The sequence below is a fragment of the Streptomyces sp. NPDC048196 genome, from assembly GCF_040652715.1.
Taxonomy (GTDB): domain Bacteria; phylum Actinomycetota; class Actinomycetes; order Streptomycetales; family Streptomycetaceae; genus Streptomyces; species Streptomyces siderophoricus.
This window is the reverse complement of sequence record NZ_JBEZMM010000028.1, coordinates 63831-81046: the sequence shown is the minus strand read 5'-3', so window position 1 is coordinate 81046 and position 17216 is coordinate 63831. Positions and strand designations below refer to the sequence as shown.

Sequence of the window (17216 nt, the reverse complement as noted above, 5' to 3'; positions counted from 1 at the left end):
CAACCGGGCCTGCCGTCTACGCTGCCAGCCGCCCAGGTAGGGCGAAGTACGGACAAGCTCACCGTCGGCGACGACGCGGCTTCTCGGGGCGGGCCGACCAGGGCCTAGACTCCGGTTCGTACAGATCGCAGATCGTCGAAGTCGTTGAACAAGCGCAGTCAGGGAGCGAGGGGCGGACGTGCCGGACGCGACCGTACGCACCACCGTCGCCGCGGACTACTTCCAGGGCTACTCGGTCGTCGGGCTCATCGCCGTAATCGGTGTGCTCTTCGTGGCCGTGGCCTTCGGGGCCGGGCGGCTGCTGCGGCCTGTCGTACCGACGCCCGAGAAGATGCTGACGTACGAGTGCGGCGTGGACCCGGTCGGCGAGGGCTGGGCGCACACCCAGGTCCGCTACTACGTGTACGCCTTCCTCTACGTCATCTTCGCCGTCGACTCGATCTTCCTGTTCCCCTGGGCGACGGTCTTCGCCGCCCCCGGTTTCGGCGGCACGACGCTCGTGGAGATGTTCATCTTCCTCGGCTTCCTCACCGTCGGCCTGCTCTACGCATGGAAGAAGGGCGTCCTGGAATGGACGTGACCCCAGCCGCCAACAGCTCCGCGGCCGCGGCCGGGGGCGCTGCACCGGAATTCCTTCCGGAGCCGCGCCGCCTGGGCACCCTGGCCCGGCTCGCGCCCGAACCGATGAAGGTGGTCCTCAACTGGGGCCGCCGCTACAGCCTGTGGGTCTTCAACTTCGGGCTGGCCTGCTGCGCGATCGAGTTCATCGCCGCTTCCATGGCCCGCCACGACTTCATCCGGCTCGGGGTGATCCCGTTCGCGCCCGGCCCGCGCCAGGCCGACCTGATGGTCGTGTCCGGCACCGTGACGGACAAGATGGCCCCGGCCGTCAAGCGCCTCTACGAGCAGATGCCCGAGCCCAAGTACGTCATCTCCTTCGGCGCCTGCTCCAACTGCGGCGGCCCCTACTGGGACTCGTACTCGGTCACCAAGGGCGTCGACCAGATCATCCCGGTCGATGTGTACGTGCCGGGCTGCCCGCCGCGCCCGGAGGCGCTGCTCCAGGGCATCCTCAAGCTGCAGGAGAAGATCGCGCGCGAGTCCCTGGGCGAGCGGTACGCGAAGGGCGGCGCGGCCCGGCCTTCGGCGGCCGCCCTGCGCAGCGGCCTGGTGACGCCGCCCGCGCCGGCGCCCGCGGGGGAGGAGCCCCGATGAGCGACCAGCCCCAGCGGCCGGATCAGTCCCAGCAGCCCGACCAGTCCCAGCAGACTGGTCAGCCCCAGCCGGCTGGCCGGCCCGAGCAGCAGCCTGAGGCCGTCGAGCCGGTCGAGCCGGTCGGGTCCGCCGAGCCCGCGGAGCCTGCCGAGCCTGCCGAGCCGGTCATCGGGTGGCTGCCGCGGCCCGCGAGCGAGATCTTCGGCGCCGGTGCCACCGCGGAGCTGGCGTACGACCTGCTGACCGTCGACGTCCCGGTGGACGGCTGGCTCACCGCGCTGACCGCCGCCCGGGACGACCTCGGCTGCCGCTACTTCGACTGGCTCAGCGCCGTGGACGAGCCCGGCACCGGCTTCCGTATCTGCGCACACCTCGTGGACGTCGCCCGCCCGGGCACCGTCCACCGGCTGGTCGTCCGGACCACGGTGCCGCACGACGCGGCCGCGCTGCCCACCGCCGTCGGCGTGTACGCGGGCGCGGGCTGGCATGAGCGCGAGACGCACGAGATGTTCGGCGTCGACTTCACCGGCCACCCCCACCTCGTACCGCTGCTCCTCCCGGAGGGCTTCGAAGGGCACCCGCTGCGCAAGGACTTCGTGCTGGCGGCCCGGGTGGCCAAGGCGTGGCCGGGGGCCAAGGAGCCGGGGGAGTCCGAACACGGTGGGCCCAAGCGGCGTCAGATGCTGCCGCCGGGCGTCCCGGACCCGAACGAGTGGGGCCCGCTGAAGGGCCAGCTGCCGCCCGCGCCGGCACGACCGGCGCGGGGTGCGCGGGCGGCCGGCGGCGCGGCGGGCGAGCGTCCGGTACGGCGTGCGCGGTCGGCGAGCGCGGGCTCGGCCAGCCAGCAGGCGGCGGAGACCACGTCGTCCGGAGCAACGTCGTCCGGAGCCACGTCGTCCGGAGCCACGTCGTCCGCGGCTCCTGCGACCCCGGAGGCACCGGCGGCCCCGACGCGCGCCGAGCGGCCGGAGCGGCCGGAGCGGCCGGCACGCCGTACCCGGTCCGCGAGCCAGGGCTCGGCCAGCCAGCAGCAGGCGGCGGAGCAGGCGGCGGAAAAGACGGCACCCCCGGCGCCCACCGAGCCCCCGGCGGCCACCGAGCCTCCAGCGGCCACCGAGCCCCCGGCCAAGGCCCAGACCCCGGCGAACGCCGAGCCCGCCAAGGCTCCGGCGGCCCCGCGCTCCTCCGACGCACCGTGGCACCACGCCCGCCCGGCCTTCGACGAGCCGCAGAAGCAGCCCGAGGCCGAGCCGAAGCCGACGCCGGAGCCCGAGGCGAAGCCCGCCCCGGAGGGGAAGCCCGCCCCGGAGGGGAAGCCCGCCCCAGAGGCGAAGCCCGCCCCGGAGGCGAAGCCCGCCCCAGAGGCGAAGCCCGCCCCGGAGGCGAAGCCCGCACCCACCACTGAGCCTGGGCCGGAAGCCGAGCCAGCCCCCGAGGCGAAGCCGGAAGCCGGGACGTCCACCCCCGAGGCGAAGCCGGCCCCCGCCCCCGAAGCCGAGCCGCAGACCGACCCCCAGGCCCCGCACGACCCCCAGGCCCTACAAGACCCCCAGGTCCCACAGGAGCCCCACGACCCGGCAGGAGGCGACACCCCATGAGCGACGCGCTCGACATCGCGCTGCGCCTCATCGCGGTCTTCGCCGTGTTCCTGGTGTTCCCGCTGGTCATCGGGCAGACCGAGCACAAGGTCATGGCCCATATGCAGGGCCGGCTCGGCCCCATGTACGCGGGCGGGTTCCACGGCTGGGCGCAGCTGGTCGCCGACGGCGTGAAGTTCGCGCAGAAGGAAGACATCGTGCCGGCCGGCGCCGACCGGCGGATCTTCCAGCTCGCCCCGGCCGTCGCCCTGCTGCCGTACCTCCTGGTCCTGGTCGCCATCCCGATAGGGCCGCACAACTCCGTCGGGCAGGCCCTGGACGCGGGCATCTTCTTCGTGCTCGCCGTCATGGGCGTCGGCGTGCTCGGCTCGCTGATGGCCGGCTGGGCCTCCGCGAACAAGTTCTCGCTGCTCGGCGCCCTGCGGACGGCCGCGCAGCTGCTCGCGTACGAGCTGCCGATGCTGCTCGCCGCGGCCTCCGTCGCGATGGCGGCCGGCACGCTCTCGCTGCCCGGCATCGTCGAGGCGTTCCACTGGTGGTGGGTGCCGTGGCAGATCGTCGGCGGCGTGGTGTTCTTCACCGCGGGCCTCGCCGAGCTGCAGCGGCCGCCGTTCGACATGCCGGTCGCCGACTCGGAGATCATCTTCGGTGCGTACACCGAGTACACCGGTCTGCGGTTCGCGCTCTTCCTGCTCGCCGAGTACGCGGGCATCGTCGTCCTCTGCGCGCTGACCTCGGTGCTCTTCCTGGGCGGCTGGCACGGCCCGTTCGGCGCCGACGGCCTGGGCTGGCTGTGGACGCTGCTGAAGACCGCGCTGCTCGCCTTCGGCGTCATCTGGCTGCGGGTCACCTACCCGCGGCTGCGCGAGGACCAGCTGCAGAAGCTCGCCTGGACGGGGCTCATCCCGCTCGCGCTGGCCCAGATCGCCCTCACCGGCGTCGTCAAGGTGGTGATCTCCTCATGAGCTTCCCCGGTTCCGGTCTCGCCAAGGGCCTGGCCGTCACCCTGCGGACGATGACGAAGCGTTCCGTCACCGCGCAGTACCCGGACGTCCAGCCCGATCTCGCGCCGCGCACCCGCGGCGTCATCGGGCTGTTCGAGGAGAACTGCACGGTCTGCATGCTGTGCGCCCGCGAGTGCCCGGACTGGTGCATCTACATCGACTCCCACAAGGAGACGGTGCCGCCGGCCGCGCCCGGAGGCCGCGAGCGCAGCCGGAACGTGCTCGACCGCTTCGCCATCGACTTCGCGCTGTGCATGTACTGCGGGATCTGCATCGAGGTCTGCCCCTTCGACGCGCTCTTCTGGTCACCGGAGTTCGAGTACGCCGAGACGGACATCCACGACCTCACCCACGAACGCGACAAGCTCCGCGAGTGGATGTGGACGGTGCCCGAGCCGCCGGCGCTGGACCCGGCGGCCGAGGAGCCCAAGGAGATCGCCGCCGCCCGTAAGGCCGCGGACAAACTCGCCGCCCAGCAGGCGGCCGAGGCCGCGGCGCGGAACGAGAGCCAGAACGAGAGCCAGAACCAGAACCCGGACACCGAGGAGGAGGGGACGTGACGCTCGCCGCCACGGCCGCCGGGCACGGCTTCCTGTCGCCCACCGGCGTCGAGATCGCGTTCCTGCTCGTCGGCATCGCCACCCTGGGCGCGGCCGTCATCACCGTCACCACCCGGCAGCTGGTGCACGCCGCCCTCTGGCTGGTCGTCGCGCTCGGCGGGGTCGCGGTCGAATACCTCCTGCTCACGGCCGAGTTCATCGCCTGGGTGCAGGTGCTCATCTACGTCGGATCCGTGGTCGTCCTGCTGCTCTTCGGGCTGATGCTGACCAAGGCTCCCATCGGACGCTCCCCGGACGCCGATTCCGGCAACCGCTGGGCGGCGCTCGTGGTCGCGCTCGCCGCGGCCGGCGCCCTGGTCTGGGTCGTCGTCGACGCCTTCCGTACCACCTGGATCAATTTCGAAGGGCCCGTCCAGGGCTCCACCGAGGCCTCCGGCCGCAGCCTCTTCCAGTACTGGGTGCTGCCCTTCGAGGCGCTGTCCGTGCTGCTGCTCGCCGCGCTCGTCGGGGCGATCGTGCTGTCCCGCCGGGGCGGTGAGGGCAGGGCCCCGGCGGCCGCCCTGCCGGACGCCGCGGCCCGCGCCTCCGCGGCCCCTGCCACCGCCCCACGAGAGGAGCAGCGCTGATGCATCTCGCCTATCCGGCCGTCCTCGCCGTCCTCCTCTTCTGCACCGGTCTGTACGGCGTGCTCGCCCGCCGCAACGCGATCCTGGTGCTGATGTCCGTCGAGCTGATGCTCAACGCCGTCAACCTCAACCTCGTCGCCTTCGACGTCTGGCTGCGTGACACCCTGCACTCCGGCCAGGCGCTCACCCTCTTCACCATCGCCATCGCCGCCGCCGAGATCGGCATCGGCCTGGCGATCGTGCTGCTCGTCTACCGCAACCGCGGCAGCTCCGACATCGACCGGCTCCGTGACCTCGCCGAGCGGCCGGACGGCGCCGACGCCGACGGGACCCCGCAGCCGGACACCAAGGCGGAGGCCACCGCGTGACCCTCACGACCACCGCCGTTCTCGTTCCTCTCCTGCCCTTCCTCGGGGCCGTCGCCGGTCTCCTCCTGGGGCGGCGCACGCCCGGTTTCGTACGGCCGCTGGCCGTGCTGCCGACGCTCGCCGCGGCCGGGCTGACCGTCGCGGTCGCCGTCGGCCAGGGTGGCGGACCGGCCACCGACGTCGCCACCCGGCTCACCCCGACCGGATCGATGCCGATCGACCTGGCGCTGCACATCGACGGCTTCGCCGCGCTGATCGCCGTACTCGTCGGCGTCGTGGCGACCTGTGTGCAGATCTACTCCACCGGCTATCTGCGCGACGATCCGCGCTACCCGTCCTACGCGGCGCTGGTCTCGCTCTTCACCGCCGCGATGCTGCTGGTCGTCTACACCGGCGACCTGATGGTGCTGCTGGTCGGCTGGGAAGTCATGGGCATCTGCTCGTACTTCCTCGTCGGCCACTACTGGGAGACCGAGACCGCCCGGGCCGCCTCCCTCAAGGCGTTCGTGGTCACCAAGCTCGGCGACGTCCCCTTCCTCTTCGGCATCTTCGCGCTGGCCGCCGACACCGGCACCTTCCGGATCACCGGCATCCTCGGCTCGGTCGCCCACCGCGGCCTGGACCACCCGACGCTGATCGCGCTGCTGCTGCTGGCCGGCGTCGCGGGCAAGTCCGCGCAGTTCCCGCTGCACACCTGGCTCCCGGACGCGATGGCCGGCCCGACGCCGGTCTCCGCGCTGATCCACGCCGCGACGATGGTGGCGGCCGGCATCTACGTCGTGGCCCGGCTCCTGCCGGTCTTCGCGGCCTCCGCGGCCGCACTGGTCGTGATGGCCGTCCTCGCCGCGATCACCATGGTCGGCTCCGGCCTCGCCGCGCTGGCCCAGGACGACATCAAGCGCGTACTGGCCTATTCGACGGTCGGCCAGCTCGGCTACATGCTGGGCGCGCTCGCCGTCGGCGACCGCGGCGCCGCCTTCTTCCACCTCCTGGCACACGGTGCGTTCAAGGCCCTCCTCTTCCTCGGCGCGGGCGTGATCATCCACGCCGCGGGCACCAACTCGCTCGCCGCCATGTCCCGGATGAGCGGCCTGTCCCGGCGCATCCCGGACGCCTACTGGACCGTGACCGTGGCGCTGCTCGCGCTCGCCGCGATCCCGCCGTTCGCCGGCTTCTTCTCCAAGGAAGCCGTCCTCGGCGCCGCCGAGCACGCCGCCACCGGAGCCGCCCACGACATCCCCGGCGCGGCCGGCTGGACCGTCCTGGTCTCCGGCCTGCTCACCGCCCTCCTCACCGCGGCCTACGCCGCCCGCCTGTGGCTGCTCGCCTTCAAGGGCCGGGGCGTAGAAGCCCCCGACCACGGTTCCCAGCCGGTCGTCATGAACGCCGTCCTGTGGGTGCTCTTCGTCCCCACCGTCGCACTGGGCCTTTCCGCCCCCCTCCTGCCCGACTGGTTCGACGGGCGCTCGCTCGCTCCGACCCTGACCACCTCCGTCGTCGGCACCGGTATCGCCGTCGTCGGCGGCCTGGTCACCTACGCCGCCTGGCGCCACACCACCGCGCTCGCCGCCCGCACCCCCATCGGCGCGGTCGTCGTCGACCCGGACGCGGCCCCCGGGCTCGCCGAGGAGACGGCCCTCGCCACCCACGCCCCGGTCTACGGCGACGACGCGAGCGCCGCGGACCCGGCCGACCCCGGCCGTCTCCTCCTCGGCCCGCTGCACCGCCACGCGGCCGTCGGCTTCCACCTGGACGCCGTCTACTCCGCGCTGTTCGTCCGGCCCGTACGCGCCGCCGCCACGCTCGTCCGCTTCCTGGACCGCGAGGTCGTCGACACCTACGTCCGCGGTGCGGGCACCGCCCCGCGCTGGCTGGGCGCCGCCGTCCGCCGCGCCCAGACCGGCAACGTGCAGACCTACCTCGGCGCGCTGCTGGCGGGCTCACTCGTCCTGGCGATCGCCGCCGTCCTCGTCGCCACGGGCACGGGAGCCTGACCGATGCACCTGACTCAGACCACCCTGCAGATCCTCCTCGTGGGCGTCGTCGCCCTTCCCCTCCTCGGCGCGCTCGCCGCGCTGCTGCCCGCGCCGCCCGGTCTGAAGGGCAAGAACCCCGACCAGGCCGTACTGCGCCACGGCGTGACCGTCACCGGTGTCGTGCTCGCCGCCGGCATCGCGCTGGCCGCCGGCTTCGACCACGCTCAGCCGGCGCGTATGCAGGCCACCACCGACATCAGCTGGATCCCGGCGCTCGGCATCCGCATCCATCTCGGCGTCGACGGCATCTCGCTCCCCCTCGTCGTCATGACCGCGCTGCTGACCTTCCTCTGCGCGCTCTACTCCTACTTCCACATGCCAACGGGCCCGTCTCCCAAGGCATTTGTGGCCCTGCTGCTCGTCCTGGAGGCCGGCACCCTCGCCACCTTCGCCGTCCTGGACCTGATGCTCTTCTTCCTCGCCTTCGAGATGGTCCTCATCCCGATGTACTTCCTCATCGCCCGCTGGGGCGGCGCGGGGAAGCAGGCGGCGGCCTGGAAGTTCATCCTCTACACGCTGCTCGGCTCCGTCGTGATGCTGCTCGGCCTCCTTCTCATCGGCGTGAAATCCGGCACGTTCGACATGGTCGCACTCGCCACTGACAACGGCCCGAAAGCCCAGCTCAGCCACACCGTTCAGCTCCTCGCGGTGCTCGCGATCGGGATCGGACTGGCCGTCAAGTCCCCGATGTGGCCGCTGCACAGCTGGCTGCCCGACGCGCACACCGCCGCCCCCACCGTCGGCTCGGTGCTGCTGGCCGGCGTCCTGCTGAAGATGGGCACCTACGGGTTCGTCCGGATCGCGTTGCCCATCACCCCGGAGGGCATGCACACCTACGCGCCCTATCTGGCCGCGTTCGCCGCCGTCGGCATCATCTACGGCTCGCTCGCCTGCCTCGCCCTCGTCCGCAAGGGCGCCAAGGGCGACCTCAAGCGCCTGATCGCCTACAGCTCGGTCGGCCACATGGGCTTCGTCCTGCTCGGCATCGCCAGCATGACCCCCACCGGCGTCAACGGCGCCCTGTTCGCCAACATCGCGCACGGCCTGATCACCGGCCTGCTGTTCTTCCTGGTCGGCGCCCTCAAGGACCGCACCGGAACCACCGACCTCGACGCCCTCGCCGGCACCACCGGCGCCGCCCTCTACGGCAAGGCCCCCCGCTTCGGCGGCCTGCTCGCCTTCGGGGCGGTCGCCTCGCTCGGCCTGCCCGGACTGGCCGGCTTCTGGGGCGAGATGCTCGCCATGTTCGGCGCCTTCCGGCCCGCCGCGGGCCTGAGCCGCCCGGCCTTCCTGACGTTCATGGTGCTGGCCGGCCTCGGCACCCTGCTGACCGCCGCGTACCTCCTCCTCGTCGTCCGCCGGATCTGCATGGGCGGCACCCCGCACCTCGCCCCCACCGCCCCGCTCGGCGGCGCCGACGGCGACCCGGAGCGGCCCGCGGCGGCCACCCCCGTCCCCGCCCCGGCCGTCCCCGACCTCGCGGGCTACGAGTACGCGTCCTGGTCGCCCCTGGCCGCCCTCACCGTCCTCGCCGGCCTGTGGCCCGCGGCCCTCCTCGGCCTCACCGACCCGGCCGTCCAGCAGCTCCTCGGAGGCGGTAAGTGATGAGCTCGATCACCTCTCTGGTCCAGTCCGTCGACTGGGTCGCCATCGCCCCGCCCACGATCACCGCGGTCGTCGCCCTGGTGGTGCTGGTCGCCGACCTGTTCGTGCCCGCGGCCCGCAAGCCGCTGCTGGGCTGGGCCGCCACCGCCGGCCTCGTCCTCGCCGCGCTGTCCCTGCTGCCCCTCCTGGGCGGCGACCGCCGCACCTTCTGCCTCCCCGGGCACCCCGACGTATGCAGCTACGTCGCCGACCCGTTCGCCCTGGTCATCCAGTTCCTGGTGCTCGGCGGCGCGCTGCTGACCGCCCTGCTGTCCCTCGACACCATCAAGGACCACGACCTGCCCGCCGGCGAGTACTGGTTCCTGCTGCTGTCCTCGGCCGCCGGCGCCGCCCTGCTGCCCGCCTCCCGGGACCTGGCCACCCTCGTCATCGCCCTGGAGGTCGCCTCGCTGCCGGCCTTCGCCCTCGTGGGCCTGCGCCGCGGCGACCGGCTCTCCTCCGAGGCAGCGCTGAAGTTCTTCCTCTCCTCGGTGGCCGCCACCGCCGTGATGCTGCTCGGCGTGAGCTTCGTCTACGCGGCCACCCGCAGTCTCTACCTCTCCCGGGTGGCGCACGCCCTCACCGACCTCCCCGACGCCCGCCTCGCCACCCTGGCCAGCGCCGGCGTCGCGCTCACCCTGGTCGGCTTCGCCTTCAAGACGGCGGCCGCCCCGTTCCACTTCTGGGTGCCCGACACCTACGTCGGCGCGCCGCTGCCGATCGCCGGCTACCTCTCCGTGGTCGGCAAGGCCGTCGGCTTCTCCGGCCTGATCCTGGTCACCGTCCAGGGCTTCCCGGCGTACGCCGACGTCTGGGGCCCGGCGCTGGCCGTCCTCGCCGCGCTGACGATGACCGTCGGCAACGTCGCCGCCCTCCGCCAGGACCCGCGCCGGGAGCACAGCGCGGTCCGCCTGCTCGCCTGGTCGTCGGTCGGCCAGGCCGGCTACCTCCTGGTGCCGCTGGCCGCCGCGGGCTACACCCACCGGCCGGCGCACGCCATCGGCGCCACCGTCGCCTACGCCCTGATGTACGCGGCCGTGAACCTCGGCGCGTTCGCCGTCGCCGCCCTGGTGGCCCGTACGCGCCCCGCCAACCGCGTCACCGACTACCGGGGCCTGTACGCCCGCCGGCCGCTCGTGGCGCTCGCCATGGGCTTCTTCCTGCTCTGCCTGGCCGGTCTTCCGCCGGGCATCATCGGGCTGTTCGCCAAGGTCACGGTGTTCTCCGCGGCCGTCGACGCCGGGCTGGCCTGGCTCGCCGTGCTCATGGCCGTCAACGTCGTGATCGCGCTCTACTACTACCTGCAGTGGACGGCGGTGCTCTTCCGGGGCGCCGAGGAACCCGCACCCGCACCCGCCGGGCCGCGGCCGCCCGCCCCCCGGATCCCGGCCCCGCTGGCCACCGCCATCGCCCTGGCCACCGTCCTCGGCCTCGCCCTCTCCGGCGCACCCCAGCTCGTCCTGCGCTTCGCCTCCGGCGCGCTCCTCTGACCGGACGCGGCGGATCCGGGCCACCCATGCGGCGGTAGGGCGCCCACGGCCCAGGGACGGGTCCCCGACGCCCGTCCCAGGGCCCGTCGCCCGGGCAGCGGGAACCCGGCCCGTTCATCTCGCGTTGACCAGTGAGTAAGGGTCCACTGGAGAGTGGAGCAACGCAGCACAGGGTTCCCCTGCCGCACCGCTTGGAGGGCGTACCGTGCACCGCCGGCACAACGGGCTCAGAACCGCCGTACTCCTCGGGGGACTGTCCGCACTCATCATCCTCATCGGCAGTTTCTTCGGGCGTACCGGCCTGATCGTCGCCGTTCTCGTCGCCCTGGCGACCAACGCCTACGCGTACTGGAACAGCGACAAGCTCGCCCTGCGCGCCATGCGGGCCCGGCCGGTGAGCGAGTTCGAGGCGCCGCAGCTCTACCGCATGGTCCGCGAGCTGTCGACGGCCGCCCGCCAGCCCATGCCGCGGCTGTACATCTCCCCGACCCAGGCACCGAACGCCTTCGCCACCGGCCGCAACCCCCGCAACGCCGCGGTCTGCTGCACCGACGGCATCCTCCGCCTCCTCGACGAGCGCGAGCTGCGCGGCGTCATCGGCCATGAGCTCAGCCACGTCTACAACCGCGACATCCTCATCTCGTCCGTCGCGGGCGCGCTGGCCTCCGTCGTGATGTTCCTGGTCAACTTCGCCTGGCTGATCCCCATAGGCCGCTCCGAGGACGACGAGGGCCCCGGCCTGCTGGGCATGCTGCTGATCGCGATCCTCGGCCCGATCGCGGCCTCGCTCATCCAGCTGGCGGTCAGCCGCTCCCGCGAGTACCAGGCCGACGCCTCCGGCGCCCAGCTCACCGGCGACCCGCTCGCCCTGGCCTCCGCCCTGCGCAAGCTGGAGATCGGCACCCAGCAGCTGCCGCTCCCGCCCGAGCCGCGGCTGGAGACCGCCGGCCACATGATGATCGCCAACCCGTTCCGGGCCGGCGAGGGCATGTCCAAGCTGTTCTCCACCCACCCCCCGATGCGCGAACGCATCGCCCGCCTGGAGCAGATGGCCGGCCACCACCGCCCCTGACCTCCGCGGACACCGCTGGCCGACCCCTGGCCACCGGCGCATCATGAACGCAACGCTCCACCGGCCCCGGTGCGTCTAGCACGGCAGTTACCCCGTTCGCCGTGCCCGTGGAAGGCTGCCGATCATGAAGCTCATCCTCAACGTCCTCTGGCTGATCCTCAGCGGGTTCTGGCTGGCCCTCGGCTACCTCCTCGCGGGCGTCATCTGCTGCATCCTGATCATCACGATCCCGTTCGGCATCGCGTCCTTCCGGATCGCCGGCTACGCCCTGTGGCCCTTCGGCCGTACGACCGTCGTCCGGCGCGACGCCGGTGCCGGCTCCGCCATCGGCAACGTCATCTGGATCATCTTCGCGGGCTGGTGGCTGGCGCTCGGCCACATCGTCACCGGCCTCGCCCTGTGCGTGACGATCATCGGTATCCCGTTCGGCATCGCCAACTTCAAGATGATCCCGATCTCCCTGCTGCCGCTCGGCCGCGAGATCGTGCCCACGGACCAGCCTTTCGCGACCCGCTGAGCACGCCGGCGGGCACTCCGGTCACCCGCTCTGACCAGCGCGTACGCCGGTGGGAAGCGGTGTCCTGAGCCGGTGCTTCCCGGCCGGGGCACCGCCCGCGGCGACCAGCTGCCCGATTCTGGGCGCATACTGGCGACAATGACAAAGCCAGCCGCAGCCCGGCGTCATCTGTCGTCAAGTCCCTTCAAGCCCCCGGTCGCGCCACCGCTCAAGCACTTCGCGAGCGGTGACCGGGTCACTCACGATGAGCACGGCCTCGGCCGCGTGATCGCTACCGAGGACGAGGTCGCGGTACTTGTCGACTTCGGTTCGCTCAAGGCACGGATCGTGAGTCCGTACGCCAAGTTGACCAAACTCTGAGCCCTGGCGGCCGTCGGGGCGCGGCGGATGCTCCGCCCCGTCCCGGCGCCGCAACCACCTCTCCGCACGTTGCTGCGGGCCCAAACCGAAAGGGAGACGACCCATCGACACCACGTCGCTGTTCTCCGCACCCGAAACGGTGCTCCCGCGGGTCACGACACCGCCGCCACCGCCGACGACGGACCCGTTCCGGAGCCCGGTCGACGAGACCCCGGCCGGACCTCCCGCCGCCGCGGCCGTGCCCCCCGGCACCGCGGAGTAGCTACGCAGGCGGTCACACCCGCACCAGCCCCCGCGGCCCCACGTACCGCCGGAAACCGAGCGGTTCCACACCGGCCAGGCCCCTGATGAAGGACATCACCGGCCCGCCGCGCTCAAGGCTCCCGGCGATCTCCCGCTCGTGGGCCTCGGCGGTCGTCCACTCGCTGTAGTTGACGACCCGGGTGCCGTCCTCGCTGATGTGGAAGTGCGAGGCGATCCCGCCCTCGCCCGGCTGGACGCCACCGATCAGGTCCAGCAGCCCGTCGACGAGCTCCCGGGCCGCCTCGTGCCCCGTCGTACGGAAGGCGACCCGCACGACGCAGCCCGGGGTTTCCGGCTCGCCCTGGGGCAGCAGACTGCGGTGGAGCCGGTAACGGGTGGGACCGGTGCCGCCGCCGTCACCCACGGCGGCCGGCGCGCCACCCGCCATCCGTTCCCGCAGGCCGGCGTTCCCGCCGCGCACGAACTCCTCGTACGCCGCCTCGCCCGTCCACTGCGCGTAGCCGAGCACGCTGCGCCCGTCCGTCCCGGCGAACAGCACCCGCGACACAAAGCCCGCCGGCAGCGGCGCCCCCTCCCACGCCCGGGCCGCGCCGTCCAGGGCGGCCCGCTGCCCCTCCGGGCTCCCGGCATCCCACTCACTGATCAGCACGGTCCCCACACCCGGCCGCCTGACCTGCGGAAACACATCGGTGCGAAAGCCCGCGCGGGGACCGGTCACGAGGCTCTTGCCGCTCTGCACGTTCTCCTGAGAAGTCATGCCAGGAGCCTGCAATCTCGACCAAGGTTGAGGTCAAGAGGGATCCCTGAAGGGGGCGGAGGTCGGGCAGCGAGGGCCCGGAACGCCGGTGGGGCGGCACGCCCGTGGCGCGCTGCCCCATCCCGAAGGCCGAAGCCCTGCCCTACCGGCTACCGGTAGTTCACGAACTGGAGGGCGAAGTCCAGGTCCTTGCCCTTCAGCAGCTGCTGCACCGCCTGCAGGTCGTCCCGGCTCTTGGAGCTGACCCGCAGCTCGTCGCCCTGCACCTGCGCCTTGACGCCCTTCGGGCCCTCGTCGCGGATGATCTTGGCGACCTTCTTCGCGTTGTCCTGCGAGATCCCCTCCTGGAGGGAGGCGGAGATCCGGTACTCCTTGCCCGAGGCCTGCGGCTCACCGGCGTCCAGGGCCTTCAGCGAGATCCCGCGCTTGACCAGCTTGGACTGGAAGATGTCGAGCACGGCCTTGACCCGCTCCTCGGCGTTGGCCCGCATCTCGATCTTCTCGCCCGACCACGCGATCGAGGCGTCGACGCCCTTGAAGTCGTAGCGCGTCGAGATCTCCTTGGCGGCCTGGTTGAGTGCGTTGTCGACCTCCTGCCGCTCTACCTTCGAGACGATGTCGAAACTGGAGTCGGCCATGTTGAGTTGGCTCCTCGTGCGTAGATCCATCAGGGGTGCGGACCGTCCCCGGACCGCTTGCCAAGCCTAGCCACCCCACCAAGATCCAGCGCTCGCGAATCGAGTGGCGAACCACCCCCAGCCATCGGGTATGGTTTACGTCGTTGCCACCGAGCACCGCCGAAAAGCGGCTCTCCGGCAGCAAACCCCGGCGGTGTGCCCGAGCGGCCAAAGGGAGCAGACTGTAAATCTGCCGGCTCAGCCTTCCCAGGTTCGAATCCTGGCGCCGCCACAGTGAGGAACCCCCTCCACTGCGAATCAGCAGTGGAGGGGGTTTTCTCGTATGTGGGGAGCTTTCGCGGGGGCGCGCCCCCGCCGCCCCTCAGTGCGCCGCGACCGTCCGCACCGCGTCCGCCACCGGCACATCGCCGCCGATCAGCTCCAGGGTGCGGCCGGTGGTGCGGGGCTCGTCGAGGAGTTCCACCAGGGTGGCGGCCACGTCGTCGCGGGGGACGTCGCCGCGGCCGGTGGCGTCGGCCAGGGTGACCAGGCCGGTGCCGGGGTCGTCCGTCAGGCGGCCCGGCCGCAGGATCGTCCAGTCCAGACCGGCCCGGGACCGTACGTCGGCGTCCGCGGCGCCCTTGGCCCGCAGGTACGCGGCGAAGACCGGATCGGTGCCCTCCGGGGGCTCGCGGTCGGCGCCCATCGACGAGATGACCAGGAAGCGGCGCACGCCCGCCGCCTCGGCCGCGTCCGCGAAGAGCGCCGCCGCACCGCGGTCCACCGTGTCCTTGCGTTCGGTGCCGCTGCCCGGGCCGGCACCGGCCGCGAAGACGGCCGCGTCGGCGCCCTCCAGGTGCCGGGCGACGTCCTCGACCGACGCCGACTCCAGGTCACAGACCACCGGTTCGGCCCCCGCGGCCAGCAGATCGCCGGCCTGCTCCGGCCGGCGGACGATGCCCGCGACCTCGTCCCCGCGCTTGGCGAGCAGCCGCTCCAGCCGCAGCGCGATCTGACCATGTCCACCTGCGATGACAATGCGCATGGTGCCGACCGTACGCCGAAGGTCCGCCGCGGCGCGGGGGACCCGGCCGGGGGAGCGGCGCTTCTCACCGCGTTCCGGCGAAGGGGTGGGCCGGCCCCGCGGCGTCAGCGCTGCGACTGCCGGGGAAGCTCCAGCGCCACCTCGGCCGCCGAGTCGCAGTACTCGCGCACCGCGCTGGTCCGGGCCACCACCCGCCCCCGGTGGACCACGATCCGGCTGTACGCCAGCGAGAGCACCCCCGCGATCCGCTCGCCGCGCACCGCCAGCAGCTCCGCCGGGAAGCCCGCCTCGACCCGCACCTCGGGCAGCCCCAGCGTGGTCCGCGCCGCCGAACTCACCGTCTCGTACGCCGCCTCCGGCGTGGCCTCCCCGAGGGACGCCAGGAGGTACGCGGCCTCCAACGGGTCGCCGCGCCCCACCGGGTTCGCCACGTCCCGCAGCGCCCCGCTGCCGGCCGCCACCCGCACCCCGGCCGCCCGCAGCAGCCGCACCGGAGCCGGCCGCGACACCCGCGAGCCGTAGCGCTCCAGGCCGGTGCAGTCGCCCTGCGGCAGACAGACCACGCTGACGTCGGCCGCGGCCAGTTGCTCGGCGACCCGCGAGGCCACGCTGCGCGGCATCCGGGCCATCCCGGCGCACGGGCCCAGCGCGACGCCGGACCGCAGCCCGCCGGACATCGCCGCGAACCGGGCAAGCCGGGCCGGGTCGTCACCGTCCGTGTGCAGGTCCACCGGGCAGCCGTGCTCCCCGGCCAGCTCCAGGACCGTCTCGACGTACCCCGCCGGATCGGGGTCCAGGTCCGGGCAGCCGCCGATGACCGAGGCGCCCATCTTGACGGCGTCCCGCAGCATCGCCAGCCCGTCGGCCCCGGCGAGCCCGGTCAGCACCCGCGGCACCGCCACCGCCGCCAGGTCCGCCAGCCCGCGCAGCGACCGGCGGGCCTGCAGCACCGCCTCCAGCGAGCGCAGGCCCTGCACGTCGCCGATCCTGACGTGGCTCCGGGACGCGGTGGCCCCGTGCCCCAGCTGGAGCAGCGCGGCCTCCGTGGTGCGCCGCTGGACGTCCTCCGGGGAGCCGGAGGCCGGGCCGTCGGAGTCCGCGGTCAGGGCGGTGTCGCAGTGCGCGTGCGGCTCGGCGGGGGCGGGCAGCAGCAGATAGCCGGCCAGATCGACGCGGGCTCCCTGGGGGGCGAGGCTGCCGGCCGTGCCCACGGCCTCGATGCGTGCGCCGCCGAGCCGTACGTCCACGGTGCGGCCGTCGGCGAGCCGGGCGCCGCACAGGACCAGCGCGCCACCGTCCGACCTGATGTACCGGCCGGGTCCGCCGGGCTTTCCCGGCTGGGGGTGCGGCTGCGGCGAACTGCTCTCGGACATCGCGCTCCTCGAAGCCACGGGCGTGCAAGATCACGCAGCGTTGACCCGAGCGTAGGGCGCCGCCGGGGGAGCTTCGCGCAGGCGCGAAATAGTCGTACCGGTGTGGTGCGCGGGGCCGTTGGGGCGCGGAGCGGATACGGATTTCACGTTTGGCGGCGGGCCGTGTAATGTCTTCATCGCTCGCCCCAATAGCTCAGTCGGCAGAGCGTCTCCATGGTAAGGAGAAGGTCTACGGTTCGATTCCGTATTGGGGCTCTGATGTGTGAGGTACCCGCCTTCGGGCGGGCGCCACTCGCATCGCAGCGGTGTAGCTCAGTCGGTAGAGCAAGCGGCTCATAATCGCTGTGTCACCGGTTCAAGTCCGGTCACCGCTACTGACAGTAGCCGATTGTGGGGTCGGTCCTTCGATCGGCTACTCTTTTCTGCGTTCATCCGTCCATCCGTCCGTCAAGGAGCACTCACGTGGCTGCCACCGACGTCCGCCCGAAGATCACGCTGGCCTGCGTGGAGTGCAAGGAGCGGAACTACATCACCAAGAAGAACCGGCGCAACGACCCGGACCGTCTTGAGATGAAGAAGCACTGTCCGCGCTGCAACTCGCACACCGCGCACCGCGAGACGCGATAACACAGGCTCGTCCGTGAGGCCGTCCCCATTCCTGGGGGCGGCC

The 17216-nt window shown here is 72.6% G+C and carries 18 protein-coding genes and 3 tRNA genes; 17 read left to right on the top strand and 4 right to left on the bottom strand.

All coding sequences use genetic code 11. The features are described 5' to 3' along the window. Positions 1-178 precede the first annotated feature (178 nt). From AB0E02_RS25010 to AB0E02_RS24950, 13 genes are all read left to right on the top strand, one after another. On the top strand, positions 179-580 hold the full coding sequence (locus AB0E02_RS25010; RefSeq protein ID WP_362142741.1) for an NADH-quinone oxidoreductase subunit A: 402 nt from the start codon (positions 179-181) through the stop codon (positions 578-580). Further along, on the top strand, positions 571-1215 hold the full coding sequence (locus AB0E02_RS25005) for an NADH-quinone oxidoreductase subunit B (RefSeq protein ID WP_030412976.1): 645 nt from the start codon (positions 571-573) through the stop codon (positions 1213-1215). Before AB0E02_RS25010 ends, AB0E02_RS25005 begins: the two co-directional genes overlap by 10 nt. Next, on the top strand, positions 1212-2813 hold the full coding sequence (locus tag AB0E02_RS25000) for an NADH-quinone oxidoreductase subunit C (RefSeq protein ID WP_362142739.1): 1602 nt from the start codon (positions 1212-1214) through the stop codon (positions 2811-2813). The genes AB0E02_RS25005 and AB0E02_RS25000 overlap by 4 nt, the downstream gene beginning before the upstream one ends. After that, on the top strand, positions 2810-3778 hold the full coding sequence (locus AB0E02_RS24995; RefSeq protein WP_362142737.1) for a complex I subunit 1 family protein: 969 nt from the start codon (positions 2810-2812) through the stop codon (positions 3776-3778). The genes AB0E02_RS25000 and AB0E02_RS24995 overlap by 4 nt, the downstream gene beginning before the upstream one ends. Next, a complete protein-coding gene (locus AB0E02_RS24990; RefSeq protein ID WP_362142735.1) occupies positions 3775-4377 on the top strand; it encodes an NADH-quinone oxidoreductase subunit I in 603 nt (200 codons plus the stop codon). Before AB0E02_RS24995 ends, AB0E02_RS24990 begins: the two co-directional genes overlap by 4 nt. After that, complete coding sequence (locus tag AB0E02_RS24985; RefSeq protein WP_362142733.1) at positions 4374-5003, top strand: NADH-quinone oxidoreductase subunit J; 630 nt, start codon at positions 4374-4376, stop codon at positions 5001-5003. Before AB0E02_RS24990 ends, AB0E02_RS24985 begins: the two co-directional genes overlap by 4 nt. After that, positions 5003-5371 carry an NADH-quinone oxidoreductase subunit NuoK gene (gene nuoK / locus AB0E02_RS24980; protein ID WP_201803164.1) on the top strand — a complete coding sequence of 123 codons (369 nt, stop codon included), beginning with the start codon at positions 5003-5005 and terminating at the stop codon, positions 5369-5371. Before AB0E02_RS24985 ends, nuoK begins: the two co-directional genes overlap by 1 nt. Beyond that, the gene (locus tag AB0E02_RS24975) at positions 5368-7365 is read left to right on the top strand and encodes an NADH-quinone oxidoreductase subunit L (RefSeq protein ID WP_362142731.1); all 1998 of its coding nucleotides are present in this window, start codon (positions 5368-5370) and stop codon (positions 7363-7365) included. The genes nuoK and AB0E02_RS24975 overlap by 4 nt, the downstream gene beginning before the upstream one ends. Before the next feature lie 3 nt (positions 7366-7368). Further along, positions 7369-9012: an NADH-quinone oxidoreductase subunit M gene (locus tag AB0E02_RS24970; RefSeq protein WP_362142729.1), complete on the top strand. Its 1644-nt coding sequence runs from the start codon at positions 7369-7371 to the stop codon at positions 9010-9012. After that, positions 9012-10541: an NADH-quinone oxidoreductase subunit N gene (locus AB0E02_RS24965; RefSeq protein ID WP_362142727.1), complete on the top strand. Its 1530-nt coding sequence runs from the start codon at positions 9012-9014 to the stop codon at positions 10539-10541. The genes AB0E02_RS24970 and AB0E02_RS24965 overlap by 1 nt, the downstream gene beginning before the upstream one ends. Positions 10542-10746: 205 nt before the next feature. Further along, on the top strand, positions 10747-11613 hold the full coding sequence (htpX, locus tag AB0E02_RS24960) for a zinc metalloprotease HtpX (protein ID WP_362142725.1): 867 nt from the start codon (positions 10747-10749) through the stop codon (positions 11611-11613). A gap of 124 nt (positions 11614-11737) precedes the next feature. Beyond that, positions 11738-12130, top strand: a complete 393-nt coding sequence (locus AB0E02_RS24955; protein WP_030412986.1) for a YccF domain-containing protein — start codon at positions 11738-11740, stop codon at positions 12128-12130. Positions 12131-12268: 138 nt separating this feature from the next. Then, the gene (locus tag AB0E02_RS24950) at positions 12269-12490 is read left to right on the top strand and encodes a hypothetical protein (protein WP_362142723.1); all 222 of its coding nucleotides are present in this window, start codon (positions 12269-12271) and stop codon (positions 12488-12490) included. Between the two features lie 274 nt (positions 12491-12764). Here AB0E02_RS24950 and AB0E02_RS24945 read toward each other — a convergent pair whose 3' ends face one another. Both AB0E02_RS24945 and AB0E02_RS24940 read right to left on the bottom strand, forming a co-directional pair. Further along, entirely contained in the window at positions 12765-13511 is a 747-nt protein-coding gene (locus AB0E02_RS24945; protein ID WP_362142721.1) for an antibiotic biosynthesis monooxygenase, read from the bottom strand. Between the two features lie 149 nt (positions 13512-13660). Next, positions 13661-14149, bottom strand: a complete 489-nt coding sequence (locus AB0E02_RS24940; protein WP_030412989.1) for a YajQ family cyclic di-GMP-binding protein — start codon at positions 14147-14149, stop codon at positions 13661-13663. A gap of 189 nt (positions 14150-14338) precedes the next feature. On the opposite strand from AB0E02_RS24940, the gene AB0E02_RS24935 reads away from it, so the two are divergent. Further along, positions 14339-14420, top strand: a tRNA-Tyr gene (locus tag AB0E02_RS24935). Between the two features lie 90 nt (positions 14421-14510). Here AB0E02_RS24935 and AB0E02_RS24930 read toward each other — a convergent pair. Together AB0E02_RS24930 and AB0E02_RS24925 are read right to left on the bottom strand one after the other, a co-directional pair. Then, positions 14511-15173, bottom strand: coding sequence for an NAD(P)H-binding protein (locus tag AB0E02_RS24930; protein WP_201803175.1), 663 nt, complete (start codon positions 15171-15173; stop codon positions 14511-14513). Between the two features lie 104 nt (positions 15174-15277). Continuing rightward, entirely contained in the window at positions 15278-16546 is a 1269-nt protein-coding gene (locus tag AB0E02_RS24925) for an amidohydrolase family protein (protein ID WP_362142719.1), read from the bottom strand. Positions 16547-16728: 182 nt separating this feature from the next. Here AB0E02_RS24925 and AB0E02_RS24920 point away from each other — a divergent pair. The 3 genes from AB0E02_RS24920 to rpmG all read left to right on the top strand — a co-directional run bounded on the left by AB0E02_RS24920 (position 16729) and on the right by rpmG (position 17173). Beyond that, positions 16729-16801, top strand: a tRNA-Thr gene (locus tag AB0E02_RS24920). A 46-nt stretch (positions 16802-16847) separates the two neighbouring features. Beyond that, a tRNA-Met gene (locus AB0E02_RS24915) sits at positions 16848-16920 on the top strand. Between the two features lie 88 nt (positions 16921-17008). Further along, on the top strand, positions 17009-17173 hold the full coding sequence (gene rpmG, locus AB0E02_RS24910; RefSeq protein WP_006604855.1) for a 50S ribosomal protein L33: 165 nt from the start codon (positions 17009-17011) through the stop codon (positions 17171-17173). Positions 17174-17216 lie beyond the last annotated feature (43 nt).